Below are 26127 nucleotides of genomic sequence, written 5' to 3' on the forward strand. Positions count from 1 at the left end.
ACCCCGCCCCGTCAGGCCGCCAGGCCGGGCAGGTGCTCGAAGCCGGGGCGGCCGAAGTAGTAGCCCTGGAAGATCTGGATGCCGAGGTCGCGCAGGGCCTCGAATTCCGGCCGGGTCTCCACCCCTTCGGCAACCACGGCGATGCCGAGCTCGGCGCACATGGCGGCGAGGTGGCGCAGGATGACGCGGCGCGCCGGATCGGCGTCCACGCCGCGCAGCAGTTCCATGTCGAGTTTCACGATGTCGGGGCGGAAGCGGGTCAGCAGCACCAGGCCCGAGTAGCCGGCGCCGAAATCGTCGATGGCGATGCGGAAGCCCAGGGCGCGGCAGCCGTCCATCAGGGCCTGCAGCTGGGCCGGATGCAGCATCGCCTCCTGCTCGGTCATCTCCAGGATCAGGTGCCGCCGGGACAGGCCGGCGCGCCGCGCGGCGGCCAGGGTGGCGCGGATGCAGGCCTCGGACGCCGTCGCGGCGCCGGGCAGGATGTTCAGCGACAGGGCCGCCCCGGTCCCCGCCAGGCCGAGTTCCGCCGCCAGCTCGATGGCGCGGAGGCGGCAGCACCGGTCGAAGGCGAAGCGGTTGCGGTGGTTCACTTGTGCCATGACGCTGCCGGCGCCCTCCCCGGCGGGGCCGCGCACCAGCGCCTCGAAGCCGAAAAGCTCCCGTCCCGCGCCGCTCCAGCGCAGGATCGGCTGGAAGGCCATGGACAGCGGCGGCAGGGCCGGGCGCGGCTTCTGGCCGCCCCGGCAGGCGAGGGAGAGGTGGTCGGGCACGGGGACGGTCCCTTGGCGCAGGCAGGAGGGAAGTCTGCCTCCACCTGTCCTGCCGGGGAGTTAATGCCGCGACGCTTGGTGGATCGCCGGCCCGTCTGTAGCCTGTTCCGACAAGGTCCCAGGAAGGACGGAAGGGGAGATCCATGAACGCCACGCCCGACCCCCGCGCGCTGCGCCCCGAGCAGGACCCTTCCCGGCGGCTGAAGCTGCTGCAGGCGCTGGAGCGCAAGCTGCTCTGGCTCTCGGCCTGGACCATCCACAACGCCAATCACATCCGCCCCAACCGGGACGGGCTGAAGGTCGGCGGCCACCAAGCCTCCTCGGCCTCGGTCGCCGCCATCATGACGGCGCTCTATTTCGACATCCTGCGGCCGCAGGACCGCATCGCGGTGAAGCCGCATGCCGGGCCGGTGTTTCACGCCGTCAACTATCTGCTCGGCCGGCAGGAGCGGGAGAAGCTCGCGACGCTGCGGCAGTTCGGCGGCATCCAGCCCTATCCGAGCCGGGTGAAGGACGGGGCGGAGGTGGACTTCTCCACCGGCTCGGTCGGGCTCGGCGTGGCGCTGACCAGCTTCGCCGCGCTGGTGCAGGACTATGTCCACCTGCATGGCCTGGCGCGGCCGGGCATGCCCAAGGGCCGCCATGTCGCCATCGTGGGCGATGCGGAGCTGGACGAGGGCAATATCTACGAGGCCCTGCTGGAAGGCTGGAAGCACGACGTCCGCGATGTCTGGTGGGTGATCGACTACAACCGGCAAAGCCTCGATTCCGTGGTGCCGGACCGGCTCTTCGGGCGCATCGAGGGGCTGTTCCGCGACATGGGCTGGAACGTCGTCACGCTGAAATACGGGCGCAAGCTGGAGGCCGCCTTCGCCCGCGAGGAGGGCGAGCATCTCCGCCGCTGGATCGACGACTGCCCGAACAGCCTCTATGCCGCGCTCACCTTCCAGGGCGGCGCCGCCTGGCGCGCCGCCATCCTGGCCGAGCTCGGCCGCCTCCCCGGCATCCGCGCCATCATCGACCCCCTCACCGACGAGGAGCTGGGCGCGCTGATGACCAATCTCGGCGGGCACGACATCGAGACCCTGACCGAGGCCTTCCGCGCGCAGGAGGCGGCGGGCGACCAGCCGACCTGCTTCATCGCCTATACCGTCAAGGGCATGGGCCTGCCCTTCGCCGGGCACAAGGACAACCATGCCGGGCTGATGACCCGGGAGCAGATGCTCGCCTTCCGTGACGGGATGGGCATCCGGCCGGGCCATGAATGGGACCGTTTCGAGGGGCTCGACATCCCGGAGGCCGAGCTGGAGGCCTTCCTGGCCTCGGTGCCCTTCGCCGGGCCCCTGGCGGAGGAGGGGCGCAGCCTGACGGCGCCCGAGGTTCCGGTGCCGGCGGCGCTGGCGCCGCCGCGCCTGCCGCCCAACCGCATGCTCTCGACCCAGGCGGGCTTCGGCGAGATGATGGCCGAGATCGGCCGCGGCGGGCGGGAGCTGGCGCCGATGGCGTCGCGCATCGTCACCACCAGCCCGGACGTCACCGTCTCCACCAGCCTCGGCCCCTGGGTGAACCGGCGCGGCATCTTCGACCGCCACCTGAAGAACGATGTCTTCCGCGACTCCAAGCTGGCCTCGGCGCAGCGCTGGGGGATGTCGCCCAAGGGGCAGCACGTGGAACTCGGCATCGCCGAGCAGAACCTCTTCCTCGTGCTGGGCGCGCTGGGCCTGGCGGACCGGATGCACGGGGCGCGGCTGCTGCCGGTGGGCACGGTCTACGATCCCTTCGTCAACCGCGGCCTCGATGCGCTGATCTATGCCTGCTACCAGGATGCCCGCTTCCTGCTGGTCTCCACCCCCTCGGGCCTGACCCTGGCGCCGGAGGGCGGGCAGCACCAGAGCATCAACACGCCGCTGATCGGCATGGCGCAGGACCGGCTGGCCGCCTACGAGCCGGCGCATACCGACGAGCTGGCCATCCTGCTGCGCCATGCCTTCCACCACATGCAGCAGCCGGAGGGCTCGGCGGTCTGGCTGCGGCTCTCCACCCGCGGCATCGTCCAGCCGCAGCGCGACCTCGACCCTGCGGCGGTGATCGCCGGCGGCCACTGGGCCGTGCCGCCGGCGGAGGGGGCGGGGATCGCCATCGCCTATCAGGGGCCGGTGGCGCCGGAGGCGCTCGCCGCCTTCGAGGCGCTGCGCGAGGAGGAGCCGGGGGCCGGGCTGCTCGCCATCACCAGCCCCGACCGGCTGCATGCCGGCTGGCTGGCGGCCCGGCGCGCCGCGCGCCGCGCGCCGGGCGCGGCACCCTCGCATGTGGAACGGCTGCTGGCGCCGCTGGCGCCGGACGCGGCCCTGGTCACGGTGCTGGATGGCCATCCCTCCGCCCATGCCTGGCTGGGCGCGGTGCGCGGGCAGCGGGTGGTGCCGCTCGGCGTCGACCATTTCGGGCAGGCGGGCGACATCCCGGACCTCTACCGGGAGTATGGGCTCGACACCGATGCCATCCTGGACGCCTGCGCCCAGGCATTGCTCGGCTGAGGGCTTCAGCCCCGCGCGGGATGCGCGGCGAGGATGGCGTCGAACCGTTCGCGCCGCAGCCGCTCGTAATGCCGGCGGTGATGCGCGTCCACCGCCTCCAGCCGCGCCGGGTCCAGCGGATGGAAGGCGAAGGCCTCCGCCGCGACGATGCGGTGGCGGTCGAAGCCCATGGCGCGGAAATGCGCCGGCGAGAAGGAATTGCCGCGCTCCCCGATGTAGCGTCCGAAGCTGACCGTGGTCAGCACGCGGGAGAGGCCGAGCTCCAGGCAGGCGATGCTCTTGGCCGCGTCCTGGGAGGAGGCCTCGCTGGCGATGCTCAGCCCCTCCCACAGGCGGAAGATCCGCCCGTGGTCACGGTCGTTGTAGTCGCGGCCCTCCAGCAGCGCGTAGTAGGGGGCGAGCCAGTCGGCCATGCGCCGCCAGGCCCGGCGGTAGAGGCCGAAGCCCCAATGGTGCTCCAGGGGGATGTACTTCACCTCCGGCCCCGGATAGTCGCGCCGGTGATCGCCATAGGCGCCGAAATAGGCGATGCGCGGCTCGGCCTCGCTGCGGCGACGGAGCTGCTCCAGCGCCCAGAGGTAATGCGGGCCGGGCTCCAGATCGTCCTCGAAGAAGTAGGCCAGGGGCGCGTCGAGCGTCTCGAAGGCCAGGCGCTCGCCGCGCAGGATGTTGTGGGCCACGCCCAGATTGTGCGCGCTGTCCAGCACCTGCCCCGCCGGGAAGGCCTCGCGGAAGACGGCGATGCTGGCCGCGATGGCGGCCGGATCGCCGCGCCGGCGCCCGGTGTGCGGCGAGACGGCGCCGTCCTGCAGCAGCCAGATCCCGGCCGGATCGAGCCGCACGCCCCGCTGCGCCCGCAGGCCGGCGCAGACCCGCCGCAGATAGTCCGGGCGGTCGAAGGAATAGAGGATGACCGGCGCCGCGACCTCGACGGGCTCGTCCTCCGGGCGGATCGCGCGCATGACACCTCCAGACTCGCGACTTCCGGCTGCGGAGGTGCCAGGATAGACAATCGCCGGCCTGGCGCCAGGGAACTCAGCGGCGGCGGAAGAACCCGTCCAGGCGGCGCATCGCCTCCCGCGCCAGCTCGGCATCAATGGCGAAGCAGAGGCGCAGCCGGCCCTGGCCGGCGGGGCCGAAGGCGGTCCCGGGCGCCAGCCCCACCTTGGCCTCGGTCAGCACCCGGCGCGCCAGGGCGCGGGCATCCGCCTCCCCGTCGACGCCGAACATCAGGTAGAAGGCCCCCTCCGGCGGCTGCAGCCGGATGCCGGGGAGGGCGCCCAGCCCCTCGCAGAAGATGCGCCGGCTCTCGGCGCAGCGGCCGACCATGGTGCGGATGAAGTCGTCGCCCTGCTCAAGCGCGGCGATGCAGGCATGCTGCACGAAGGTCGGGATCGAGGTGGTGTTGTACTGGCCGAGATTGTCGAAGACGGGGGCCAGCCCCTCGGGGAAGATCAGCCAGCCGGCGCGCCAGCCGGTCATCGCCCAGTTCTTCGAGAAGGTGTTGCTGACCAGCAGCTTGTCCGTGCCGTCGCAGATCTCCAGGAAGGAGGGGGCGATGGCGTTGCCATAGGTGTAGTGGTTGTAGACCTCGTCCGAGAGCAGCCAGAGGTCCTTCTCCCGCGCCAGGTCGCGCAGCGCCACCATCTCCGCCTTCGGCATCACCCAGCCGGTCGGGTTGGAGGGGGAGTTGATGGCGATGAGGCGGGTGCGCGGGGTGAGGGCGGCGGCGATGTCCTCGAGCGCCAGGGTGAAGCCGCCGCCCTCGCGCTCGCGCAGCGGCACGTCCACCGGCACGCCGCCCAGCAGCTTCACGGTCTCGCCCAAGTTGGGCCAGTGCGGGCCTGGGATGATGACCTCGTCGCCAGGGCGCAGGATGGCCTGCAGCCCCTGCATGATGGCGTTCATGCCGCCGGCGGTGACAGTGAAGCGCCCGGCCGGCACCTCCACCCCCCAGTGGCGGCGGTGATAGTCGGACAGCGCCTGGCGCAGACGCGGCAGGCCGAGGGCGTAGGTATAGCGGGTCTGGCCGGCCCGCATGGCGGCGGCGGCGGCCTCGGTGACGAAGGCGGGGGTCGGCAGGTCGCCCTCGCCGATCCAGAGCTTGATGACCTCGGGATCCTCCCGCGCCAGATCGGCGATCTCGGCGATCTGGTTGATCTCGATGCCCCGCACGCGCTCCGGGAGGCTTTCCAGGGGCGGGAGGGTGGCGGTGCTGGCCAGGCTCATACGGGTTCTCCGCGTCGTCGCCCTACTCTCTGCCGCCCCGGCGGGCGGGGCGCAAGCCGGCCTCCGGCGGGCGCCGCGACGGCCGCCCTTTCAATAAGGGCGCCGCTGCGCTAAACGCGCCGGCTCATGACAACGCCGGCCTTTGCGTCCGCGGGCGTGGTGGAATTGGCAGACACGCTGGATTTAGGTTCCAGTGGCGCAAGCCGTGGGGGTTCAAGTCCCTCCGCCCGCACCACCGGACCGCCGGCACGGAACTGATCTCAGGAGCGGGTAGAGCGACGATGCAGGTGACCGAGCTGGCAGCCGACGGGCTGAAGCGGGCCTTTACGGTGGTGGTTCCGGCGGCGGATATCGCCGCGGCGCGGGACCAGCGCCTGGCGTCGCTGGCCAAGGACATCCGCCTTCCGGGCTTCCGCCCGGGCAAGGTGCCCCTTGGCGTGGTGAAGCAGCGCTATGGCTCCGCCGTCATGGGCGAGGTGCTGGAGGAGCAGGTGCAGTCCGTCACCAAGACGGTGGTGGACGAGCGCGGCCTGCGCCCGGCCATGCAGCCCAGGATCGAGCTGGTGAAGTTCGAGGACGGCGCCGATCTGGAGTTCAAGATCGAGCTGGAGCAGCTGCCCGAGATCCCGCTGCCCGACTTCTCCGGCATCAGCCTGGAGAAGCCCGTCGCCAAGGTCGGCGACGAGGAGGTGACCAAGGCGCTGGAGGGCATCGCCGCCCGCAACCGTAGCCTGGAGGATGTCACCGAGGAGCGTCCGGCCGCCCAGGGCGACGTGGTGGTGACGGATTTCGTCGGCCGCCTGGTCGAGGGCGACACGGCGGGCGAACCCTTCCAGGGTGGCTCGGGCCAGGACATGCCGGTCGAGATCGGCGGCGCCGGCTTCATCCCGGGCTTCGCCGAGGGCCTCGAGGGCATCAAGGTCGGCGAGACCCGGAATGTCGACGTGACCTTCCCGGCCGAGTACGGGGCGGCCGAGCTGGCCGGCAAGCCGGCGCGCTTCGAGATCACCGCCAAGGCGCTGAAGAAGCCGGTCAGCCCCGCGCTCGACGAGGACTTCGCCAAGAAGCTCGGCCTGGAGAGCCTGGACGAGCTGAAGACGCGGATCACGGAGAGCCTCCAGGGCGAGTATGACCAGCTCTCCCGCCTCAACGTGAAGCGCAAGCTGCTCGACGCCCTGTCGGAGCAGGCCAGCTTCGAGGTGCCGCCCTCCATGGTCGAGGCCGAGTTCGCCCAGATCTGGCAGCGCGTCGAGGCCGACCTGAAGGCGGGCCGCCTGGACGACGAGGACAAGGGCAAGGACGAGGAGACGCTCAAGGCCGACTACCGGGCCATCGCCGAGCGCCGCATCCGCCTCGGCCTGCTGCTCTCCGAGATCGGCCGCAGCAACAACATCCAGGTCTCCAACGACGAGCTGACCCGCGCCATGCGCACCGAGGCCCAGCGTTACCCGGGCCAGGAGCGGCAGGTGCTGGAGTTCTTCCAGAAGAATCCGCAGGCGATCGAGAATCTGCGGGCGCCCCTCTTCGAGGAGAAGGTGGTCGATTTCATGCTGGAACTGGCCCAGGTCAGCGAGAAGGAAGTTCCGGCGGGCGAGCTCTCGGCCGATCCGACGGCCTGATTAACGACTGTTTTTGCTGCTGTTCGGCGGAAATGCGGGGGCTGGGCGCGGGGAGGGTTCCCCGCCCCGGCCCCTGGCCGTTTCGGGCGCCGGGGGGACCCCCTCTTTCCCGCCGCCGCCGGCTGCCCCATGTTAACCTGGAAGCTTTAGGGTGACGGCGGCGGCCAGCAGCCGGAAGGCCATGGACAGGGGGTCCATGGCAGGTCCGGCCGGCTCCGCCACCGCGAGAGGATGCACAATGCGGGACCGCGATCCGGTCGAAATCTACAACAACCTCGTCCCGATGGTCGTCGAGCAGACCGCCCGGGGCGAGCGCGCCTTCGATATCTATTCGCGCCTGCTGAAGGAGCGGATCATCTTCCTGACGGGGCCGATCTACGATCAGATGTCCTCGCTGATCTGCGCCCAGTTGCTGTTCCTGGAGAGCGAGAACCCGAACAAGGACATCGCCTTCTACATCAACAGCCCGGGCGGGGTGGTGACGGCGGGCCTCGCCATGTACGACACCATGCAGTACATCCGCGCCCCCGTCTCGACGGTCTGCCTCGGAATCGCCGCCTCGGCGGGCTCGCTGCTGCTGATGGCCGGCGAGAAGGGCAAGCGCTTCGCATTGCCGAACAGCCAGGTGATGATCCACCAGCCGTCCGGCGGCGCCCAGGGCCAGGCCACGGACATCGCCATCCAGGCGCGCGAGATCCTCAAGACGCGCGAGCGGCTGAACAAGATCTATGCCCATCACACCGGCCAGTCTCTCGAGGAGATCGAGCGGAAGATGGAGCGCGACACCTATCTGACCGCCGAGGAGGCCCGCGAGTTCGGCCTGATCGACCAGGTGGTGGAGCAGCGCCCGGCCGCGCCGACCGAGGCGCCCAAGGGGTGATCCCCAGCGGGGAGGGCCCGTTCCCACGGCACCGCCCGGCTCTGGCCGGTGCCGGCCGTGGGAATGTTTCCCGGGTCATCCCCCGAATGGCGGGGAAGGAGGGGGGTCAAGCCGCTCCTTTTCCGTTCCGCTTCCCCCTGGATGACAGGGGGGCTACAGTCCCGAAAGATCCGCCGGCCCGATGCCGGGGGGTCCAGGAGCGCTCATGAGCAAGTCCGGCGACTCGAAGAACACCCTTTACTGCTCGTTCTGCGGCAAGTCCCAGCACGAGGTCCGCAAACTCATCGCCGGCCCGACGGTCTTCATCTGCGACGAGTGCGTCGAACTCTGCATGGATATTATCCGCGAGGAGCACAAGACGCATCTGGTGAAGTCCCGCGACGGGGTGCCGACCCCTCGCGAGATCTGCAAGGTGCTGGATGATTACGTGATCGGGCAGGAGCACGCCAAGAAGGTGCTCTCCGTCGCGGTGCACAATCATTACAAGCGCCTGGCCCATGGCGCGAAGGGCGGCGAGGTCGAGATCGCCAAGTCCAACATCATGCTGGTGGGGCCGACCGGCTCGGGCAAGACCCTGCTGGCCCAGACGCTCGCCCGCATCCTGGACGTGCCCTTCACCATGGCCGACGCCACGACGCTGACCGAGGCGGGCTATGTCGGCGAGGATGTGGAGAACATCATCCTCAAGCTGCTGCAGGCGGCCGACTACAACGTCGAGCGGGCGCAGCGCGGCATCGTCTATATCGACGAGGTCGACAAGATCAGCCGCAAGTCCGACAATCCCTCGATCACGCGCGACGTGAGCGGCGAGGGCGTGCAGCAGGCGCTGCTGAAGATCATGGAGGGCACGGTGGCCTCCGTCCCGCCCCAGGGCGGCCGGAAGCACCCGCAGCAGGAATTCCTCCAGGTCGACACCTCCAATATCCTGTTCATCTGCGGCGGCGCCTTCGCCGGGCTGGACAAGATCATCGCCGCCAAGGGCAAGGGCTCCGGCATGGGCTTCGGCGCCGAGGTGCGCGGCCCCGACGAGCGGCGGATGGGGGCCATCCTGCGCGAGGTCGAGCCGGAGGATCTGCTGAAGTTCGGCCTGATCCCCGAGTTCATCGGCCGCCTGCCGGTCGTCGCCACGCTGGAGGATCTGGACGAGAAGGCCCTGGTCGAGATCCTGACCAAGCCGAAGAATGCTTTGGTCAAGCAGTACCAGCGCCTGTTCGAGATGGAGGCCACCAAGCTGACCTTCACCGACGACGCGCTGAAGTCGGTGGCCAACCGCGCCATCCAGCGCAAGACCGGCGCCCGCGGATTGCGCTCCATCATGGAGGGCATCCTGCTCGGCACCATGTTCGACCTTCCCGGCCTCGAGGAGGTCGAGGAGGTCGTGGTCAACAAGGAAGTGGCGGAAGGCCGCGCCGCCCCGCTCTTCATCTATGGTGAACGGGCGGCGGAGCAGTCTTCCGCATGAGGGGGCCGGCCTGGAGTCGGGGCGGCCTCACGGCTTGCCCCGCGACCAGGCCGGCACCATCTCATGGGAGAACCCCGTGGCGTGGGTCCGTGCCGATACGCGGGCGGGCCAGCGCCGACTGTCCTGAGTGAGGTCCCCGATGGCGGATGAGAAACCCGAATTGCTGACTGGCGAACTGCTCCCCGTACTGCCGCTGCGGGACATCGTCGTTTTCCCCCATATGATCGTTCCCCTCTTCGTGGGGCGCGAGAAGAGCGTCCGCGCGCTTGAGGCGGTGATGCGGGAGGACAAGCAGATCCTGCTCGTCGCCCAGCGCAATGCCGCCCAGGACGATCCCGGCGCGGAGGATCTCTATGATGTCGGCACCGTCTCGACGGTGCTGCAGCTGCTGAAGCTCCCCGACGGCACGGTGAAGGTGCTGGTCGAGGGCGGCAAGCGCGCCCGCGTGCTCGGCTTCAAGGAGACCGACCAGTATTTCGAGGCCTATACCGCCCCGATCGAGGAGGCGCCCGCCGAGGCGCCCGAGGTCGAGGCCCTGGCCCGCACGGTCGTTTCCCAGTTCGAGCAGTACATCAAGCTCAACAAGAAGATCGCGCCCGAGGTCCTGGTTTCGATCAACCAGATCGAGGACCCGGCGAAGCTCGCCGACACGGTCGCCAGCCACCTCAACCTGAAGATCAGCGAGAAGCAGGAGCTGCTCGAGATCGCCGGGGTGGCGCAGCGGCTGGAACGGGTCTTTGCTCACATGGAGAGCGAGATCGGCGTCCTGCAGGTGGAGAAGCGCATCCGCAACCGCGTCAAGCGGCAGATGGAGAAGACCCAGCGCGAGTACTACCTGAACGAGCAGCTCAAGGCGATCCAGAAGGAACTGGGCGAGGGCGAGGACGGCAAGGATGAATCCGCCGAGCTGGAGGCCAAGATCAAGGCCACCAAGCTCTCCCCTGAGGCGCGCGACAAGGCCATGGCCGAGCTGAAGAAGCTCCGTTCCATGTCGCCGATGAGCGCCGAGGCGACGGTGGTCCGCAACTACCTCGACTGGATCCTCTCCATCCCCTGGAAGAAGAAGTCCAAGATCCGCAACGACCTGGCCAAGGCCGAGGAGGTGCTGGACGCGGACCATTACGGCCTGGAGAAGATCAAGGAGCGGATCCTCGAATACCTGGCGGTGCAGTCGCGCAGCCCGAAGATCCGCGGCCCGATCCTCTGCCTCGTCGGGCCGCCGGGTGTTGGCAAGACCTCGCTGGGCAAGTCCATCGCCCGGGCGACCAACCGCAACTTCGTCCGCATGTCGCTGGGTGGCGTGCGGGACGAGGCCGAGATCCGTGGCCACCGGCGAACCTATATCGGCTCCATGCCGGGCAAGGTCATCCAGGGCATGAAGAAGGCCAAGACCAGCAATCCGCTGTTCCTGCTGGACGAGATCGACAAGCTCGGCGCCGACTGGCGCGGCGATCCCTCCTCGGCGCTGCTCGAGGTGCTGGACCCCGAGCAGAACGCGACCTTCGCCGATCACTATCTGGAGGTGGACTACGACCTCTCGGACGTGATGTTCGTCACCACCGCCAACAGCCTGCGGATGCCGCAGCCGCTGCTGGATCGCATGGAGATCATCCGCATCCCCGGCTACACCGAGGATGAGAAGGTGCAGATCGCCAAGCGCCACCTGATGCCGAAGGTCACCGAGGCCAACGGGCTGAAGGAGGGCGAGTGGAGCGTGACGGACGAGGCTCTGCTGGACCTGATCCGCTACTACACGCGCGAGGCCGGCGTCCGGAATCTCGAGCGTGAGGTGGGTGGCCTGGCGCGCAAGGCGGTGAAGGAGATCGTCTCCAAGAAGGCCCGGAAGGTCACGATCAACCGGAAGAACTTGGACAAGTACGCCGGCGTCCGGAAGTTCCGCTATGGCGAGGCCGAGGCCGAGGACATGGTGGGTGTCGTCACCGGCCTGGCCTGGACCGAGGTGGGCGGCGAGATCCTGACCATCGAATCCGTCATGGTGCCCGGCAAGGGCAAGGTCCAGACCACCGGCAAGCTCGGCGATGTCATGCAGGAGAGCGTCTCGGCGGCGATCTCCTATGTGCGGAGCCGCTCGGCCAGCTTCGGCATCAAGCCGACCCTGTACGAGCGGCGGGACATCCATGTGCACGTGCCGGAGGGCGCGACGCCGAAGGATGGCCCCTCGGCCGGTATCGCCATGGCGACCAGCATTGTCTCGATCCTGACCGGTATCCCGGTGCGCAAGGATGTCGCCATGACCGGCGAAGTCACGCTGCGCGGCCGTGTGCTGCCGATCGGCGGGCTGAAGGAGAAGCTGCTGGCGGCGCTGCGCGCCGGCATCAAGACGGTCTTCATCCCGAAGGACAACGAGAAGGATCTGGCGGAGATCCCGGACAACGTGAAGCGGGGGCTGAGCATCATCCCCGTGGCGCATGTGGACGAGGTCATCGCCCAGGCGCTGGTGCGCAAGCCCGAGCCGATCGACTGGTCCGAGGAGGAGCCGCCGCCGGCCCCGGACGGCAAGGCGTCGCAGCCCGCCGCCCTGCCGCACTGAGACTTTCCACGGCCGGGACCCGCGGGTTCCGGCCGTGGCCTTCCGGCATCACTCCGGCAAATAGCCGCCGCCGGGGAAGCTGGCCTGGGCGTAACATTGACGCCGGGATCCCCCCTTGTCTTAGTGTCCTTCCGATGGAGCCGCCGCCGGCGGCTTCCTCGTTCCTGGAACCGGGGGCTTAACCACGTGAATAAGCAAGATCTCGTGACGATTGTCGCGGAGTCCGGCGAACTCTCCAAGGCCAAGGCGGGAGAGGTGCTCGACGCCGTGTTCGATGCCATCAGCCAGTCGCTGAAGAACAAGCAGGAAGTCCGCCTGGTCGGCTTTGGAACCTTCTCCACCTCCCGCCGCAAGGCCGGCAAGGGACGCAATCCGCGCACCGGGGAGGAGATCGAGATCGCCGCCACCACGACCGTCCGCTTCAAGGCCGGCAAGGCGCTGCGCGACGACCTGAACTGACCGCGTGCCGGGGAGAGGGGGTCCATCCGGGTCCCCCGACGCTCCTGGCCGGCTTCCTCCTCCAGTCGCCTTTTTGCTGCTGGTCCGGGCGTTGGGGGCGGGGTAAGTCCCGTCGCGACGGGCACTTAGCTCAGCGGTAGAGCGCCTCGCTTACACCGAGGATGCCGGCGGTTCGAATCCGTCAGTGCCCATGTCCCCCTTCAAGACTGTCCATCCGACCAGCGTCATCTGCCGGCCTTCCGGGCGTGTTCGGTGCGAGGCCAAATCTATCTCGCGGGAGGCGATTTTCGTCGATTGACAGGGGGCGGCCCGGGCCCTATTTCCCCGCCCACGCCGCAAGCGGGTGTAGCTCAGTTGGTTAGAGCGCCGGCCTGTCACGCCGGAGGTCGCGGGTTCGAGCCCCGTCACTCGCGCCAAGCGCGCTGTCCGAAAACGCCGCCCGGGAGCTTCTCGTGCGGCGTTTTGGCTTTCTGACCTTTTGGTTTTTCAATCTCCTTACGCGGCATCCGGCCTATGGCGATCCTCGGCCCGCGGGGGTAATGTCCGGCCCAGCGTTGCGCTGCGGTAGTTCCGCGGCGTGACGATCCACGCGCTCCCCTGTGCGTGGCGGTGTAGGGCCTTGGGCCCCAAGGGACGGATGCATCATGACCCAGCCCCTGCTGGCGGACTATTTCCCGATCCTGGTCTTCCTGGCCATCGCGGGTGGCATTGCCATCGCCATGGTGGGGGGGAGTGTACTGGCGGCCCGTCAGAAGCCCTATGCGGAGAAGATCTCCGCCTATGAATGCGGCTTCGAGCCCTTCGACGACACGCGGCGGCGCTTCGATGTGCGATTCTACCTGGTCGCCATCCTGTTCATCATCTTCGACCTCGAGGTCGCCTTCCTCTTCCCCTGGGCGGTGGCGCTGGGCGACATCGGCTGGCTGGGCTTCCTCTCGATGATGGCCTTCCTCGCCGTGCTGACGGTCGGCTTCATCTATGAATGGCGCAAGGGCGCCCTGGACTGGGAGTGAGCGGCGAATGAGCGCGAGCAACCAACTGGCCTGGAACAAGCAGGCCCTGCCGCCAGGCGCCGAGCAGGACGCCGTGGTGAAGGGCGTGAACGGCGAGATCGAGGACAAGGGCTTCGTCGTCGCCAATCTCGACAAGGTGGTGAACTGGGCGCGCACCGGCAGCCTCTGGCCGATGACCTTCGGTCTCGCCTGCTGCGCGGTGCCGATGATTCACGCCTACATGCCGCGCTACGACCTGGACCGCTTCGGCGTCATCCCGCGCGGCTCGCCGCGGCAGTCGGATGTGATGATCGTCGCCGGCACCCTGACCAACAAGATGGCGCCGGCGCTGCGCAAGGTCTACGACCAGATGGCCGAGCCGCGCTACGTCGTCAGCATGGGCAGCTGCGCCAATGGGGGCGGCTACTACCATTACAGCTACAGCGTGGTGCGCGGCTGCGACCGTGTCGTGCCCGTGGACATCTATGTTCCCGGCTGTCCGCCGACGGCGGAGGCGCTGGTCTACGGTATCCTGCAACTGCAGAAGAAGATCCGCCGGACGGGGAGCATCCTCCGTGGCTGACACGACCCCGACCGAACTGACCGCCGAGGCGCCGCGTGAGCCCACGCCGCAGGAGGCGCTCCTCTCCGCCGTGCTGTCCGGCCTGCCCGCCGGCGTGTCGCTCGAATCCCGTGTGGCGCGCGGCGTCGAGGTGGAGATCCGGGTGCGGCGCGAGGCGCTGCATGCCGTGATGCTGATGCTGCGGGACGACCCGCGCTTCGCCTTCGAGCAGTGCATGGACATCTGCGGTGTCGACTGGCCGGGACGTGCCGAGCGCTTCGACGTGGTCTACAACCTGCTGTCGCTGACGCAGAACCATCGCATCCGCGTCATCATCGCGACCGACGCCGAGCGGCCGGTCGCCAGCGTGCACGACATCTGGCCGAGCGCCACCTGGTTCGAGCGCGAGACCTGGGACATGTACGGCGTCGTCTTCGAGAACCAGCCGGATCTGCGCCGCATCCTGACGGATTACGGTTTCCAGGGGCATCCGCTGCGCAAGGACTTCCCGCTGACCGGCTTCGTCGAGGTCCGTTACGACGCCGAGCGGCAGGCGGTTGTCTACGAGCCGGTGCAGCTGACGCAGGAATTCCGCAACTTCGACTTCCTCTCGCCCTGGGAAGGCATGACCACCCTGCCGGGCGACGAGAAGGTGCACCTCAACCGGATTGGCCGCGAATGAGCCTCAGCACCGAAGACACCCCGGCCGCCGGCGGCACGCGCACGGTCGAGATCGACAGCCACACCATCAACTTCGGCCCGCAGCATCCGGCGGCGCATGGCGTGCTCCGCCTCATCCTGGAGATGCAGGGCGAGGTGGTGGAGCGCGCCGATCCGCATATCGGCCTGCTGCATCGCGGCACCGAGAAGCTGATCGAGTACAAGACCTATCTCCAGGCGCTGCCCTATTTCGACCGCCTGGACTATGTGGCGCCGATGGCGCAGGAGCATGCCTTCGCCCTGGCCACCGAGCGGCTGCTCGGCATCCAGGCGCCGCTGCGCGCCCAGTACATCCGCGTGATGTTCGCCGAGATCAGCCGCGTGCTGAACCACATCCTCAACATCACCACCTACGCGCTCGATGTCGGCGCGACGACGCCCTCGCTCTGGGGCTTCGAGCAGCGCGAGGTGCTGCTGGAGTTCTACGAGGCGGCCTCGGGCTCGCATTACCATGCCAATTACGTGCGGCCGGGCGGCGTCGCCAAGGACATTCCGGCCGGGCTGACCGACCGCATCGCGGCCTGGGCCGAACAGTTCCCGAAGTTCGTCGACGATATCGAGCGGCTGCTGACCGGCAACCGCATCTTCAAGCAGCGGACCGTCGACGTCGGCATCATGACCGCCGAGGAGGCGATGGCCTGGGGCTTCAGCGGCCCCTGCATCCGCGCCTCGGGCTGTGCCTGGGATCTGCGGCGCAGCCAGCCCTACGACATCTACGACCAGCTCGATTTCGAGATCCCGGTCGGCAGCCATGGCGACTGCTACGAGCGCTACCTCGTCCGCATCGCCGAGATGCGCGAGAGCCTCAAGATCATCAAGCAGTGCCTGGCGGCGATGCCGGGCGGCCCGATCAAGGTGCAGGACAGCAAGATCGCGCCGCCGAAGCGGGGCGAGATGAAGCGCTCGATGGAAGCGCTGATCCACCATTTCAAGCTCTATTCCGAGGGCTATCACGTGCCGGCCGGCGCGACCTATACGGCGGTCGAGGCGCCCAAGGGCGAGTTCGGCGTCTATCTCGTGGCCGATGGCGGCAACAAGCCCTATCGCTGCAAGATCCGCGCGCCGGGCTTCGCGCATCTGCAGGCGATGGAGAAGCTGTCCAAGGGCCACATGCTGGCCGATGCGGTGTCCGTCATCGGCAGCCTGGATATCGTGTTCGGAGAGATCGACCGGTGAGCGCGCATCATCACGAGGAGCCGTCGAGCTTCGCCTTCGACGCCGAGAGCGAGGCGCAGATCGCGAAGATCCTGGCGCGGTATCCCGAAGGGAAGCAGGCGAGCGGCGTGATCCCGCTGCTCTATGTCGTGCAGAAGCAGATGGGCCGGCAGACCGGCAGCGCCTGGGTGCCGCGCGTGGCGATGGATCAGGTGGCGCTGCGCCTTAGCATGGCGCCGATCCGCGTCTACGAGGTCGCCACCTTCTACTTCATGTTCAACACCAAGCCGATCGGACGCTTCCACCTGCAGGTCTGCGGCACCACGCCCTGCTGGCTGCGCGGCTCGGACGAGGTGTTGCGCGCCTGCAAGGATGCCGGGCACCTGGCGGGCTACGGCGACACCAGCGAGGACGGGCTGTTCACGCTGAGCGAGGTCGAGTGCCTGGGCGGCTGCGTCAACGCGCCGATCCTGCAGGTCGATGACGACTACTACGAGGATCTCGACTACGACAGCACCGTCCGGTTGATCGAGGCGCTGAAGCGTGGCGAGCGGCCGCGGCCGGGCAGCGCCAAGGGGCGGCTGTGCAGCGCGCCGGAGGGCGGGCCCGAGACCCTGCTCGACATCCCGCTGGTGGAGGAGAAGTGACGCCATGGCGCTGAGCGACAAGGACCGCATCTTCACCAACCTCTACGGCCTGCATCCCTGGGGCCTCAAGGAGGCGCGGCGGCGCGGCAACTGGGACGGCACGGCAGCGATCATCGCCAAGGGGCGCGACTGGATCATCGAGGAGATGAAGCAGTCCGGCCTGCGCGGCCGCGGCGGCGCCGGCTTCCCGACCGGCATGAAGTGGAGCTTCATGCCGAAGGAGAGCCCGGACGGGCGCCCGTCCTATCTCGTGGTCAACTGCGACGAGTCCGAGCCGGGCACCTGCAAGGACCGCGACATCATCCGCAACGATCCGCACACGCTGATCGAGGGCTGCCTGATCGCCGGCGTCGGCATGGGCGCGCATGCGGGCTACATCTACGTGCGCGGCGAGTACTACAACGAGCACGTCGTCCTGCAGGCGGCCATCGACGAGGCCTATGAGGCCGGGCTGCTGGGGAGGAACGCGGCGGGCTCGGGCTGGGACTTCGATCTCTACGTGCATCGCGGCGCGGGTGCCTATATCTGCGGCGAAGAGACGGCGCTGATCGAGAGCCTCGAGGGCAAGAAGGGCATGCCGCGCCTGAAGCCGCCCTTCCCGGCGGCGGTGGGCCTCTATGGCTGCCCGACGACGGTCAACAACGTCGAGACGATCGCGGTGGTGCCGACGATCCTGCGGCGCGGCGCGGCGTGGTTCGCCAGCTTTGGCCGGCCGCGCAATTCCGGCACCAAGGTCTTCTGCATCCAGGGCCATGTGAACAAGCCCTGCAATGTCGAGGCCGAGATGAGCATCCCGATGCGGGAGCTGATCGAGCGCTATGCCGGCGGCGTGCGCGGCGGCTGGGACAATCTTCTCGCCGTCATTCCCGGCGGCTCGTCGACGCCGCTGCTGCCCAAGCACATCTGCGACGACGTGCTGATGGATTTCGACGCGCTGCGCGAGCACAAGTCCGGCCTGGGCACGGCGGGCGTGATCGTGATGGACAAGTCCACCGACATCATCAAAGCGATCGCGCGGCTCGCGGCCTTCTACAAGCATGAGAGCTGCGGCCAGTGCACCCCCTGCCGCGAGGGCATGGGCTGGCAGAAGCGCCTGATGGACCGCATGGTCGAGGGGCGCGCCGAGATCGCCGAGATCGATGTGCTGGAAAGCGTCACGCGGCAGATCGAGGGGCATACCATCTGCGCCCTCGCCGATGGCGGCGTCTGGCCGGTGCAGGGGCTGATCCGGCACTTCCGTCCGCTGATGGAAGAGCGCATCGCGGCCTACAAGCAGCAGAAAAGCGGCGGCGCCATGCCGCTGGCGGCGGAGTAAGACGCCATGGCGAAGGTCACGGTTGACGGGATCGAGGTAGAAGTCCCGAACGGCGCCACCGTGCTGCAGGCCTGCGAGGCCGCTGCCAAGGAAATTCCGCGCTTCTGCTACCACGAGCGGCTGAGCGTGGCCGGCAATTGCCGCATGTGTCTGGTCGAGGTGGAGAAGGCGCCGAAGCCGGTGGCCTCCTGCGCCTATCCGGTCGCGGACGGTATGAAGGTGTTCACGGACAGCACCATGGTCCGCAACGCCCGCCGCAACGTCATGGAATTCCTGCTGATCAACCATCCGCTGGACTGCCCGATCTGCGACCAGGGCGGCGAGTGCGATCTGCAGGACCAGGCCACCGCCTATGGCGGCCAGGGCGGCCGCTACGTCGAAGAGAAGCGGGCGGTCAAGGACAAGTACATGGGGCCGCTGGTCAAGACGATCATGACCCGCTGCATCCAGTGCACCCGCTGCATCCGCTTCGCGACCGAGGTGGCCGGTGTGCCGGAGCTCGGCGCCACCGGACGCGGCGAGAACATGCAGATCGGCACTTATGTCGAGAAGGCGCTGACCACCGAGCTTTCCGGCAACCTGATCGACATCTGCCCGGTCGGCGCGCTGACCAGCCGGCCCTATGCCTATGTCTCGCGCCCCTGGGAGCTGCGGAAGACCGACAGCGTCGACGTGCTGGACGCCGTCGGCGCCGCCATCCGCATCGACACGCGCGGGCCCGAGGTGCTGCGCATCCTGCCGCGCGTCAATGAGGACGTGAACGAGGAGTGGATGGCCGATCGCGGTCGCTTCTCCTTCGACGGGCTGAAGCGCAAGCGGCTCGACCGCCCCTGGGTGCGGAAGGACGGCAAGCTGCGCCAGGCCTCCTGGGAGGAGGCGCTGGCCGTGGTGACCGACCGCCTGAAGGCCATCCCCGGTGGCCGCATCGGCGCGGTTGCCGGAGACCTGGTCGATGCGGAGAGCGCCTTCGCCCTGCGCGAGCTGATGATCGGCCTCGGCTCGGCCAATCTCGACTGCCGCCAGGATGGCGCGCGGCTCGATCTGTCGCGGCGCGACTACTACCTGTTCAATTCCGGCATCGCCGGGATCGACGAGGCCGACGCGCTGCTGATCATCGGCAGCGATCCGCGCCGCGAGGCGCCGGTGCTGAACGCCCGCATCCGCAAGCGCTGGTCGAGCGGGGCGCTGAAGGTGGCGACGATCGGCCCCGCCGGGCTGGATCTCACCTACAATGCCGAGCATCTGGGGGAGGGGGCCTCCCTCATCGCCGATCTGGCGGCCGGGCGCGGCGATTTCGCCGAAGTGCTCAAGACGGCGAAGAAGCCGATGATCCTGCTCGGGCGCGCGGCGACGGCCCGGGCGGATGGCGCGGCCGTGCTGGCCGCGGCCTGGGATCTGGCCCGCTCGGTCGGCGCGCTGACCCCGGAATGGCATGGTTTCAACCTGCTGCACCTCTATGGCGGACAGGTCGGCGCCCTGGATGCCGGCTTCTTCCCCGGGCCCGGCGGGCTCGACCTGGCGGCGATGCTGGGCGGCGGGGTGGACGCGCTCTGGCTGCTGGGCGCGGATGGCTTCGAGCCGGGGCTGATCCCGGCCGGCACCTTCGTCATCTACCAGGGCCACCACGGCGACCGCGCCGCATCCCGGGCCGATGTCATCCTGCCGGGCGCCGCCTATCCCGAGAAGGACGGCACCTACGTCAACACCGAGGGGCGGGTGCAGCGCGGCTACAAGGCGATCTTCCCGCCGGGCGAGGCGAAGGAGGACTGGCGCATCATCCGCGCCGCCGGCGCCGCACTGGAGGTACCGATGGCCTTCGACACGCTGGAGGCGCTGCGTGCCCGCATGGTCGAGGCCAACCCGGTCTTCGGGCTGGTCGAGGGCCGTGTCGAGGGCGGCTGCGGCGACACCGCCGGCCCCGCCGCCGGCGAGGTGGCGCTGGCCGGCGAGGGCTTCACCCTGCCGATCACCAACTACTGGCAGGCGGACACGATCAGCCGGGCCTCGGACACCATGGCCGAATGCGCCCGGATCTACCTGGGCGACACCACGCCCAAGCTGGCGGCGGAGTAACCGGGGATGGAAGCCTTTCTCACCTCGCCGCTCGGCGTGCTGATCATCACGGTGGCGCAGACCCTGGCGATCCTGGTGCCGCTGCTGATCGCGGTCGCCTACATGACCTATGCCGAGCGCAAGATCATGGCCGCCATGCAGATGCGTGTCGGCCCCAACATGGTCGGGCCGCTCGGCCTGCTGCAGCCCTTCGCCGACGCGGCGAAGATGCTGTTGAAGGAGACCATCATCCCGGCCGGCGCCAACCGGGCGCTGTTCATCGTCGGGCCGGTGCTGACCTTCATCCTGGCGATGATCGCCTGGGCGGTGATCCCGGTGAACGAGGGCTGGGCGATCGCCGACATCAATGTGGGCGTGCTGTACCTGCTGGCGATCAGCTCGCTCGGCGTCTATGGCATCGTCATCGCCGGCTGGGCCTCCAACTCCAAGTACGCCTTCCTCGGCGCGCTCCGCTCGGCGGCGCAGATGGTCTCCTACGAGGTCTCGATGGGCCTCGTGATCGTGACCGTGCTGCTCTGCGTCGGCAGCCTGAACCTGACCCAGATCGTTCTGGCGCAGAAGACGGTGTGGTTCTTCATCCCGCTCTTCCCGATGTTCGTCATCTTCTTCATCTCGACCCTGGCCGAGACGAACCGCCCGCCCTTCGATCTGGCGGAGGGCGAGTCGGAACTGGTGGCGGGCTTCATGGTGGAATACTCCTCCATGACCTACGCCCTGTTCTTCCTGGGCGAATACGCCAACATGTTCCTGATGTCGGCGATGACCTCCCTGCTCTTCCTGGGAGGGTGGCTGCCGCCGATGGATATCGCGCCCTTCAACTGGGTGCCGGGGCCGCTCTGGTTCATCCTGAAGATCTGCCTGGTCATGTTCACCTTCGTCTGGGTGCGCGCGACCTTTCCCCGCTACCGCTATGACCAGCTGATGCGGCTGGGCTGGAAGGTCTTCCTGCCCTTCAGCCTGGGCTGGCTGATCCTGACGGCTTTCGTGCTCAAGGTGATGGGATGGCTGCCGGCATGAGCGGGCTTGTCGAAATGTTCGGCGCGGGCTACCCCCGCGCGGCGAGGTGAGAGATGGCGACGCTGGACCGCATGGCGCGCACCTTCCTGCTGGCCGAGCTGGCCTCGGGCATGGCGCTGACGCTGAAGTACTTCTTCAGTCCGAAGAGCACGATCAGCTATCCCTTTGAGAAGACCGCGCTCTCGCCGCGCTTCAAGGGCGAGCACGCGCTGCGCCGCTATCCGAACGGCGAGGAGCGCTGCATCGCCTGCAAGCTCTGCGAGGCGGTCTGCCCGGCGCTGGCCATCACCATCGAGGCCGAGCCGCGCGAGGACGGGTCGCGGCGCACCACGCGCTACGACATCGACATGACCAAGTGCATCTACTGCGGCATGTGCGAGGAAGCCTGTCCGGTGGATGCCATCGTCGAGGGGCCGAACTTCGAGTTCGCCACCGAGACGCATGAGGAACTGATCTACGACAAGGCCCGGCTGCTCTCGAATGGCGACCGCTGGGAGCCGGAGATCGCCAAGCGCCTCGAACTCGACGCGCCCTACCGTTGACGACCGCCGCGGGGATGGATCTGGCCGTGACCTCCCCGCTGCCTGACCCTCACGGCCCCGCCCTCCTGCCAGGGCGGCTCTCCCGGAACGGTGCCATGACGCTGCATCAGCACGAGGGCGGGCTGCGATGATCGCCGCACTCGCCTTCTACGTCTTCGCGGCCATCCTGATCGCCTCGGCGGCCATGGTGGTGACCAGCCGCAACCCCGTGCACAGCGTGCTGTTCCTGATCCTGGCGTTCTTCAACGCCGCGGCGCTGTTCCTGATCGCGGGGGCCGAGTTCCTGGCGATGATCCTGGTCATCGTCTATGTGGGCGCGGTCGCGGTCCTGTTCCTGTTCATCGTGATGATGCTGGACATCGACTTCACCCAGCTGCGCGAGGGCTTCCAGCGCTACGCGCCGGTGGGCGCGGTGATCGGCGGCATCCTCTTCCTGGAGCTGCTCTTCGTCTTCGGCAGCTGGCAGTTCGCGCCCGAGGCGACGGCGCTGCGGATCAACCCGATGCCGGCCGATCCGACGCTGACCAACACCGAGGCGCTGGGGCGGCTGCTCTACACGGATTATATCCTGCTCTTCCAGATCGCCGGGCTGATCCTGCTGGTCGCCATGATCGGCGCCATCGTGCTGACGCTGCGCGACAAGCAGCCGAACAGCCGGCGGCAGGACATCGCCGTTCAGGTGGCCCGCGCCGAGGCGGTCAACCTGACCTCGGTGCCGCCGCGCACCGGCCTCGGCGTGCTGGGCATCCAGCGCCGCAAGCTGCCGGAGCCGCCGAAGCCCAAGTCGCTCGGCCATGCGGGGCATGGTCACGGCCATGACGAGGACGGCCATCATGGCGGGGGGCACCACTGAGATGCTGACCATCGGTCTTGGCCACTACCTGACGGTGGGGGCCATCCTGTTCCTGCTGGGCGTGCTCGGCATCTTCCTGAACCGGAAGAACGTCATCGTCATCCTGATGTCGATCGAGCTGATCCTGCTCTCGGTGAACCTGAACATGGTGGCCTTCTCCGCCGCGTTGCAGGACCTCACCGGCCAGATCTTCACCCTCTTCATCCTGACCGTGGCGGCGGCCGAGGCCGCCATCGGCCTGGCCATCGTCGTCATCTACTTCCGCAACCGCGGCAGCATTGAGGTGGAGGATATCTCCACCCTGAAGGGCTGAACCCATGTATGTCGGTGCGGTTTTCTTCCCCCTGCTCGGAGCCTGCATCTCCGGCTTCTTCGGCCGCTGGATCGGCGACAAGGCGGCGCAGTGGTCGACCGTGGTCTGCATGGCGCTGGCCGCGGCCTGCGGCCTGACCGCCTTCGTCCAGGTGGCGCTGGGCCATGTGCCCGTCACCCTCGAGATCGTCACCTGGCTCGATGTCGGCGGCCTGCAGCTCTCCTGGGCGCTGCGCTACGACACGCTGGCGGCGATGATGGTCGGCATGGTCACGCTGATCTCGACCATGATCCACCTCTACAGCGTCGGCTACATGTCGCATGACGAGACGCAGCCGCGCTTCTTCGCCTATCTCTCGCTCTTCACCTTCATGATGCTGATGCTGGTGACCGCGGACAACCTGCTCCAGCTCTTCTTCGGCTGGGAAGGCGTCGGCCTCGCGAGCTATCTGCTGATCGGCTACTGGTACGAACGCGAGAGCGCCAACCGCGCCGCGATGAAGGCCTTCATCGTCAATCGCGTGGGCGACCTCTTCTTCATGCTCGGCATGGCGCTGACCTTCTGGACCTTCGGCAGCATCGAGTTCAACACCATCTTCCAGGGTGTCGAGGCGGCGCGTCAGCTCACCTTCGCCGGCCTGCCGGTGCTCGAGGTCATCGCGATGCTGTTCTTCCTGGGCGCGATGGGCAAGTCGGCGCAGATCGGCCTGCACACCTGGCTGCCGGACGCGATGGAGGGTCCGACCCCGGTCTCGGCCCTGATCCACGCGGCCACCATGGTCACCGCCGGCGTCTTCCTAATGGCGCGCATGTCACCCCTGGTGGAGTACGCGCCGAACGTGCTCGGCTTCGTCACCGTGATCGGCGCGACGACGGCGCTCTTTGCCGCCTCGGTCGGCATGGTGCAGAACGACATCAAGCGGGTCATCGCCTATTCGACCTGCTCGCAGCTCGGCTACATGTTCTTCGCGGTCGGCGTCGGCGCCTATCAGGCGGCGGTGTTCCACCTCTTCACCCATGCCTTCTTCAAGGCGCTGCTCTTCCTGGGCGCGGGCTCGGTGATCCACGCCATGTCGGACGAGCAGGATATCCGCCGGATGGGCGGGATCTGGAAGAAGATCCCGGTGACCTACGCGATGTTCTGGATCGGCTCCCTGGCGCTGGCGGGCGTGCCCTACTTCGCCGGCTACTACTCCAAGGACATGATCCTCGAGGCGGCCTTCGCCGGTCATGGCTGGACCGCGACCTATGCCTTCGTCTGCGGCATCCTGGCCGCCTTCCTGACCGCCTTCTACTCCTGGCGCCTGATCATCCTGACCTTCCACGGCACGCCGCGCGCGGACCATCACACGATGGAGCATGTGCACGAGAGCCCGCTGGTCATGCTGGTGCCGCTCCTCGTCCTGGCGCTGGGCGCGCTGTTCACCGGCGCCTATTTCTACGACGACTTCGTCGGCCACCACTGGGCCGAGTTCTGGAACGGCGCCATCGTCAACGCGCCGCACAACCACATCATGCATGAGGCGCACGAGGTTCCCTCCTGGGTGCCGCTGGCGCCGACGGTGGTGGGTCTGGCCGGCATCGCCCTGGCCTATGCCTTCTACATGTTCATGCCGCAGATGCCGGGGCGGATCGCCGCTGCGGTGCCGGGCCTGTACCGCTTCCTGCTCAACAAGTGGTATTTCGACGAGCTCTATGACCGGATCTTCGTGCGGCCGGCGCGCCGCCTCGCCGTCATGCTGTGGAAGGTCGGGGACGTGAAGATCATCGATGGCATGCCGAACGGCGCGGCGGCGTTGACCGCCCAGGCGTCCGGTCGCGTGGTGCGGCTGCAGTCCGGGCGGGTGGCGAGCTACGCCTTCGCCATGATCATCGGGCTTGTCCTCTTCGTCAGTATCTTCCTGTTCGGGATCGGCCGATGAACGCCGCGGGCTTCCCCCTGCTCTCGCTGCTCACCTTCCTGCCGCTGGTGGGGGCGGGCATCATCCTCTTCATCCGTGGCGAGGAGGCGGTCGTCGCCTCCAACGCCCGCTGGACGGCGCTCTGGACCAGCCTGATCGTCTTCGGCCTGTCGCTGATCCTGTGGTTCCAGTTCGACAAGACGACGGCGGATTTCCAGTTCGTCGAGCAGATCGAGTGGATGCCCGAGTTCGGCCTCGGATACCGCATGGGCGTGGACGGCATCTCCGTCCTCTTCGTCCTGCTCTCCGCCGTGCTGACCCCGCTCTGCATCCTCGCCTCCTGGGAGGCGGTGGAGAAGCGGGTGCGGGAGTACATGATCGCCTTCCTGGTCCTCGAGACCATGATGATCGGCATGTTCTCCGCCCTCGACATCGTCATCTTCTACGTCTTCTTCGAGGGCGTGCTGATCCCGATGTTCCTCATCATCGGCATCTGGGGTGGCGCGCGCCGGGTCTACGCCGCCTACAAGCTCTTCCTCTACACCCTGCTCGGCTCGCTGCTGATGCTGCTGGCGGTCTTCACCCTGTGGTTCGAGGCCGGCACCTCCAGCATCCCGGCGCTGTTCGAGCTGACCATCGCGCCCAATGTCCAGGTCTGGCTGTTCCTGGCCTTCTTCGCCTCCTTCGCGGTGAAGGTGCCGATGTGGCCGGTGCACACCTGGCTGCCGGACGCCCATGTCGAGGCGCCCACGGCGGGCTCGGTCATCCTGGCCGGCGTGCTGCTCAAGATGGGCGCCTATGGCTTCCTGCGCTTCTCCCTGCCGCTGCTGCCGCAGGCGACCGAGTGGTTCGCGCCGCTGATCTTCGCGCTCTCCGTCATCGCCGTGGTCTACACCTCGCTGGTGGCGCTGGCGCAGGAGGACATGAAGAAGCTGATCGCCTATTCCTCAGTCGCCCATATGGGCATCGTGACGATCGGCATCTTCACCCTGAACCACCAGGGCATCTCGGGCGCCATCTTCCAGATGCTGAGCCATGGCGTGGTTTCGGGCGCGCTCTTCCTCTGCGTCGGCGTGCTCTACGACCGGGTGCATTCCCGCGAGATCGCCCGCTATGGCGGCGTCGCCAAGATCATGCCGAGCTACGCCATGGTCTTCATGCTCTTCACCATGGGCTCGATCGCGCTGCCCGGCACCGCGGGTTTCCCTGGCGAGTTCCTGGTGATCGTCGGCGCCTGGCACGCCAACCCCTGGGTCGCCTTCGGGGCCGGCCTCGGCATGATCCTGGGCGCGGGCTACATGCTCTACCTCTATCGCCGCGTCGTCTTCAGCAAGATCACGCGCGAGGACCTGCGGGCGCTGCTCGACCTCAGCCCGCGCGAGTACATCACCTTCGCGCCGCTGATCCTGCTGACCCTCTGGATGGGCGTCTATCCTTCCTCCTTCCTTTCCTTCTTCGAGGCCAGCGTCGCGGCCCTCGTCACGCGGCATGAAGCCGCGATGGCGCTGCCGCGCATGGCCGGGATGTGACC

22 protein-coding genes and 3 tRNA genes are annotated in these 26127 nt (G+C 68.0%); 22 read left to right on the top strand and 3 right to left on the bottom strand.

All coding sequences use genetic code 11. The features are described from left to right. Nucleotides 1-11: 11 nt before the first annotated feature. Nucleotides 12-773 (bottom strand): EAL domain-containing protein, encoded by a 762-nt coding sequence (locus D9598_RS01260; protein ID WP_370591906.1) that lies wholly within the window; start codon nt 771-773, stop codon nt 12-14. A 143-nt stretch (nt 774-916) separates the two neighbouring features. Between D9598_RS01260 and D9598_RS01265 the strand changes: the two genes are divergently transcribed. Beyond that, nucleotides 917-3307 carry a 1-deoxy-D-xylulose-5-phosphate synthase N-terminal domain-containing protein gene (locus tag D9598_RS01265; RefSeq protein WP_198364579.1) on the top strand — a complete coding sequence of 797 codons (2391 nt, stop codon included), beginning with the start codon at nt 917-919 and terminating at the stop codon, nt 3305-3307. A 5-nt stretch (nt 3308-3312) separates the two neighbouring features. On the opposite strand, the gene D9598_RS01270 is transcribed toward D9598_RS01265, so the two are convergent. Both D9598_RS01270 and D9598_RS01275 read right to left on the bottom strand, forming a co-directional pair. Further along, nucleotides 3313-4269: a hypothetical protein gene (locus tag D9598_RS01270; protein WP_198364580.1), complete on the bottom strand. Its 957-nt coding sequence runs from the start codon at nt 4267-4269 to the stop codon at nt 3313-3315. Between the two features lie 73 nt (nt 4270-4342). Further along, complete coding sequence (locus tag D9598_RS01275) at nt 4343-5536, bottom strand: pyridoxal phosphate-dependent aminotransferase (protein ID WP_198364581.1); 1194 nt, start codon at nt 5534-5536, stop codon at nt 4343-4345. Nucleotides 5537-5686: 150 nt separating this feature from the next. Here D9598_RS01275 and D9598_RS01280 point away from each other — a divergent pair. The 21 genes from D9598_RS01280 to D9598_RS01380 all read left to right on the top strand — a co-directional run bounded on the left by D9598_RS01280 (nt 5687) and on the right by D9598_RS01380 (nt 26125). Further along, nucleotides 5687-5771, top strand: a tRNA-Leu gene (locus D9598_RS01280). A gap of 46 nt (nt 5772-5817) precedes the next feature. Further along, nucleotides 5818-7155 (top strand): trigger factor, encoded by a 1338-nt coding sequence (gene tig, locus D9598_RS01285; RefSeq protein ID WP_198364582.1) that lies wholly within the window; start codon nt 5818-5820, stop codon nt 7153-7155. A 238-nt stretch (nt 7156-7393) separates the two neighbouring features. Next, a complete protein-coding gene (gene clpP, locus D9598_RS01290; RefSeq protein WP_198364583.1) occupies nt 7394-8035 on the top strand; it encodes an ATP-dependent Clp endopeptidase proteolytic subunit ClpP in 642 nt (213 codons plus the stop codon). Between the two features lie 205 nt (nt 8036-8240). Next, a complete protein-coding gene (gene clpX / locus D9598_RS01295; protein WP_198364584.1) occupies nt 8241-9497 on the top strand; it encodes an ATP-dependent Clp protease ATP-binding subunit ClpX in 1257 nt (418 codons plus the stop codon). A 139-nt stretch (nt 9498-9636) separates the two neighbouring features. Further along, nucleotides 9637-12048 carry an endopeptidase La gene (gene lon, locus D9598_RS01300; RefSeq protein ID WP_198364585.1) on the top strand — a complete coding sequence of 804 codons (2412 nt, stop codon included), beginning with the start codon at nt 9637-9639 and terminating at the stop codon, nt 12046-12048. Nucleotides 12049-12234: 186 nt separating this feature from the next. Next, the gene (locus D9598_RS01305) at nt 12235-12507 is read left to right on the top strand and encodes an HU family DNA-binding protein (RefSeq protein WP_198364586.1); all 273 of its coding nucleotides are present in this window, start codon (nt 12235-12237) and stop codon (nt 12505-12507) included. 119 nt (nt 12508-12626) lie between these two features. Next, nucleotides 12627-12698 (top strand) — tRNA-Val (locus tag D9598_RS01310). 148 nt (nt 12699-12846) lie between these two features. After that, a tRNA-Asp gene (locus D9598_RS01315) sits at nt 12847-12923 on the top strand. A 228-nt stretch (nt 12924-13151) separates the two neighbouring features. Then, nucleotides 13152-13520 (top strand): NADH-quinone oxidoreductase subunit A, encoded by a 369-nt coding sequence (locus tag D9598_RS01320; RefSeq protein ID WP_198364587.1) that lies wholly within the window; start codon nt 13152-13154, stop codon nt 13518-13520. 7 nt (nt 13521-13527) lie between these two features. Continuing rightward, complete coding sequence (locus D9598_RS01325; RefSeq protein ID WP_198364588.1) at nt 13528-14082, top strand: NADH-quinone oxidoreductase subunit B family protein; 555 nt, start codon at nt 13528-13530, stop codon at nt 14080-14082. Then, complete coding sequence (locus D9598_RS01330) at nt 14075-14743, top strand: NADH-quinone oxidoreductase subunit C (protein ID WP_198364589.1); 669 nt, start codon at nt 14075-14077, stop codon at nt 14741-14743. The genes D9598_RS01325 and D9598_RS01330 overlap by 8 nt, the downstream gene beginning before the upstream one ends. Continuing rightward, nucleotides 14740-15957 (top strand): NADH-quinone oxidoreductase subunit D, encoded by a 1218-nt coding sequence (locus D9598_RS01335; RefSeq protein ID WP_198364590.1) that lies wholly within the window; start codon nt 14740-14742, stop codon nt 15955-15957. Before D9598_RS01330 ends, D9598_RS01335 begins: the two co-directional genes overlap by 4 nt. Beyond that, nucleotides 15954-16583 carry an NAD(P)H-dependent oxidoreductase subunit E gene (locus D9598_RS01340; protein ID WP_198364591.1) on the top strand — a complete coding sequence of 210 codons (630 nt, stop codon included), beginning with the start codon at nt 15954-15956 and terminating at the stop codon, nt 16581-16583. The genes D9598_RS01335 and D9598_RS01340 overlap by 4 nt, the downstream gene beginning before the upstream one ends. 4 nt (nt 16584-16587) lie before the next feature. Beyond that, nucleotides 16588-17898: an NADH-quinone oxidoreductase subunit NuoF gene (nuoF, locus tag D9598_RS01345; protein ID WP_198364592.1), complete on the top strand. Its 1311-nt coding sequence runs from the start codon at nt 16588-16590 to the stop codon at nt 17896-17898. Nucleotides 17899-17904: 6 nt separating this feature from the next. Beyond that, nucleotides 17905-19971: an NADH-quinone oxidoreductase subunit NuoG gene (nuoG, locus tag D9598_RS01350; protein WP_198364593.1), complete on the top strand. Its 2067-nt coding sequence runs from the start codon at nt 17905-17907 to the stop codon at nt 19969-19971. A 6-nt stretch (nt 19972-19977) separates the two neighbouring features. After that, the gene (nuoH, locus tag D9598_RS01355) at nt 19978-20988 is read left to right on the top strand and encodes an NADH-quinone oxidoreductase subunit NuoH (RefSeq protein ID WP_198364594.1); all 1011 of its coding nucleotides are present in this window, start codon (nt 19978-19980) and stop codon (nt 20986-20988) included. A 53-nt stretch (nt 20989-21041) separates the two neighbouring features. After that, entirely contained in the window at nt 21042-21530 is a 489-nt protein-coding gene (gene nuoI, locus D9598_RS01360; RefSeq protein WP_198364595.1) for an NADH-quinone oxidoreductase subunit NuoI, read from the top strand. A gap of 127 nt (nt 21531-21657) precedes the next feature. Beyond that, nucleotides 21658-22383: an NADH-quinone oxidoreductase subunit J gene (locus D9598_RS01365; protein ID WP_198364596.1), complete on the top strand. Its 726-nt coding sequence runs from the start codon at nt 21658-21660 to the stop codon at nt 22381-22383. Nucleotide 22384: 1 nt separating this feature from the next. Next, nucleotides 22385-22696, top strand: coding sequence for an NADH-quinone oxidoreductase subunit NuoK (nuoK, locus tag D9598_RS01370; protein ID WP_198364997.1), 312 nt, complete (start codon nt 22385-22387; stop codon nt 22694-22696). A gap of 4 nt (nt 22697-22700) precedes the next feature. Beyond that, the gene (nuoL, locus tag D9598_RS01375) at nt 22701-24617 is read left to right on the top strand and encodes an NADH-quinone oxidoreductase subunit L (protein ID WP_198364597.1); all 1917 of its coding nucleotides are present in this window, start codon (nt 22701-22703) and stop codon (nt 24615-24617) included. After that, nucleotides 24614-26125 (top strand): NADH-quinone oxidoreductase subunit M, encoded by a 1512-nt coding sequence (locus D9598_RS01380; RefSeq protein WP_198364598.1) that lies wholly within the window; start codon nt 24614-24616, stop codon nt 26123-26125. Before nuoL ends, D9598_RS01380 begins: the two co-directional genes overlap by 4 nt. Nucleotides 26126-26127 lie beyond the last annotated feature (2 nt).

It is taken from the genome of Roseomonas sp. KE0001 (genome assembly GCF_016107285.1).
In the GTDB taxonomy this organism is placed as follows: domain Bacteria; phylum Pseudomonadota; class Alphaproteobacteria; order Acetobacterales; family Acetobacteraceae; genus Pseudoroseomonas.

Excerpts from the sequence above, each read along its gene's own strand:
- D9598_RS01265 (WP_198364579.1), top strand. The coding sequence starts at position 917 with ATGAACGCCACGCCCGACCCCCGCGCGCTGCGCCCCGAGCAGGACCCT.
- D9598_RS01270 (WP_198364580.1), bottom strand. The coding sequence starts at position 4,269 with ATGCGCGCGATCCGCCCGGAGGACGAGCCCGTCGAGGTCGCGGCGCCG.
- D9598_RS01275 (WP_198364581.1), bottom strand. The coding sequence starts at position 5,536 with ATGAGCCTGGCCAGCACCGCCACCCTCCCGCCCCTGGAAAGCCTCCCG.
- tig (WP_198364582.1), top strand. The coding sequence starts at position 5,818 with ATGCAGGTGACCGAGCTGGCAGCCGACGGGCTGAAGCGGGCCTTTACG.
- clpP (WP_198364583.1), top strand. The coding sequence starts at position 7,394 with ATGCGGGACCGCGATCCGGTCGAAATCTACAACAACCTCGTCCCGATG.
- clpX (WP_198364584.1), top strand. The coding sequence starts at position 8,241 with ATGAGCAAGTCCGGCGACTCGAAGAACACCCTTTACTGCTCGTTCTGC.
- lon (WP_198364585.1), top strand. The coding sequence starts at position 9,637 with ATGGCGGATGAGAAACCCGAATTGCTGACTGGCGAACTGCTCCCCGTA.
- D9598_RS01320 (WP_198364587.1), top strand. The coding sequence starts at position 13,152 with ATGACCCAGCCCCTGCTGGCGGACTATTTCCCGATCCTGGTCTTCCTG.
- D9598_RS01325 (WP_198364588.1), top strand. The coding sequence starts at position 13,528 with ATGAGCGCGAGCAACCAACTGGCCTGGAACAAGCAGGCCCTGCCGCCA.
- D9598_RS01335 (WP_198364590.1), top strand. The coding sequence starts at position 14,740 with ATGAGCCTCAGCACCGAAGACACCCCGGCCGCCGGCGGCACGCGCACG.
- nuoF (WP_198364592.1), top strand. The coding sequence starts at position 16,588 with ATGGCGCTGAGCGACAAGGACCGCATCTTCACCAACCTCTACGGCCTG.
- nuoG (WP_198364593.1), top strand. The coding sequence starts at position 17,905 with ATGGCGAAGGTCACGGTTGACGGGATCGAGGTAGAAGTCCCGAACGGC.
- nuoH (WP_198364594.1), top strand. The coding sequence starts at position 19,978 with ATGGAAGCCTTTCTCACCTCGCCGCTCGGCGTGCTGATCATCACGGTG.
- nuoI (WP_198364595.1), top strand. The coding sequence starts at position 21,042 with ATGGCGACGCTGGACCGCATGGCGCGCACCTTCCTGCTGGCCGAGCTG.
- D9598_RS01365 (WP_198364596.1), top strand. The coding sequence starts at position 21,658 with ATGATCGCCGCACTCGCCTTCTACGTCTTCGCGGCCATCCTGATCGCC.
- nuoK (WP_198364997.1), top strand. The coding sequence starts at position 22,385 with ATGCTGACCATCGGTCTTGGCCACTACCTGACGGTGGGGGCCATCCTG.
- nuoL (WP_198364597.1), top strand. The coding sequence starts at position 22,701 with ATGTATGTCGGTGCGGTTTTCTTCCCCCTGCTCGGAGCCTGCATCTCC.
- D9598_RS01380 (WP_198364598.1), top strand. The coding sequence starts at position 24,614 with ATGAACGCCGCGGGCTTCCCCCTGCTCTCGCTGCTCACCTTCCTGCCG.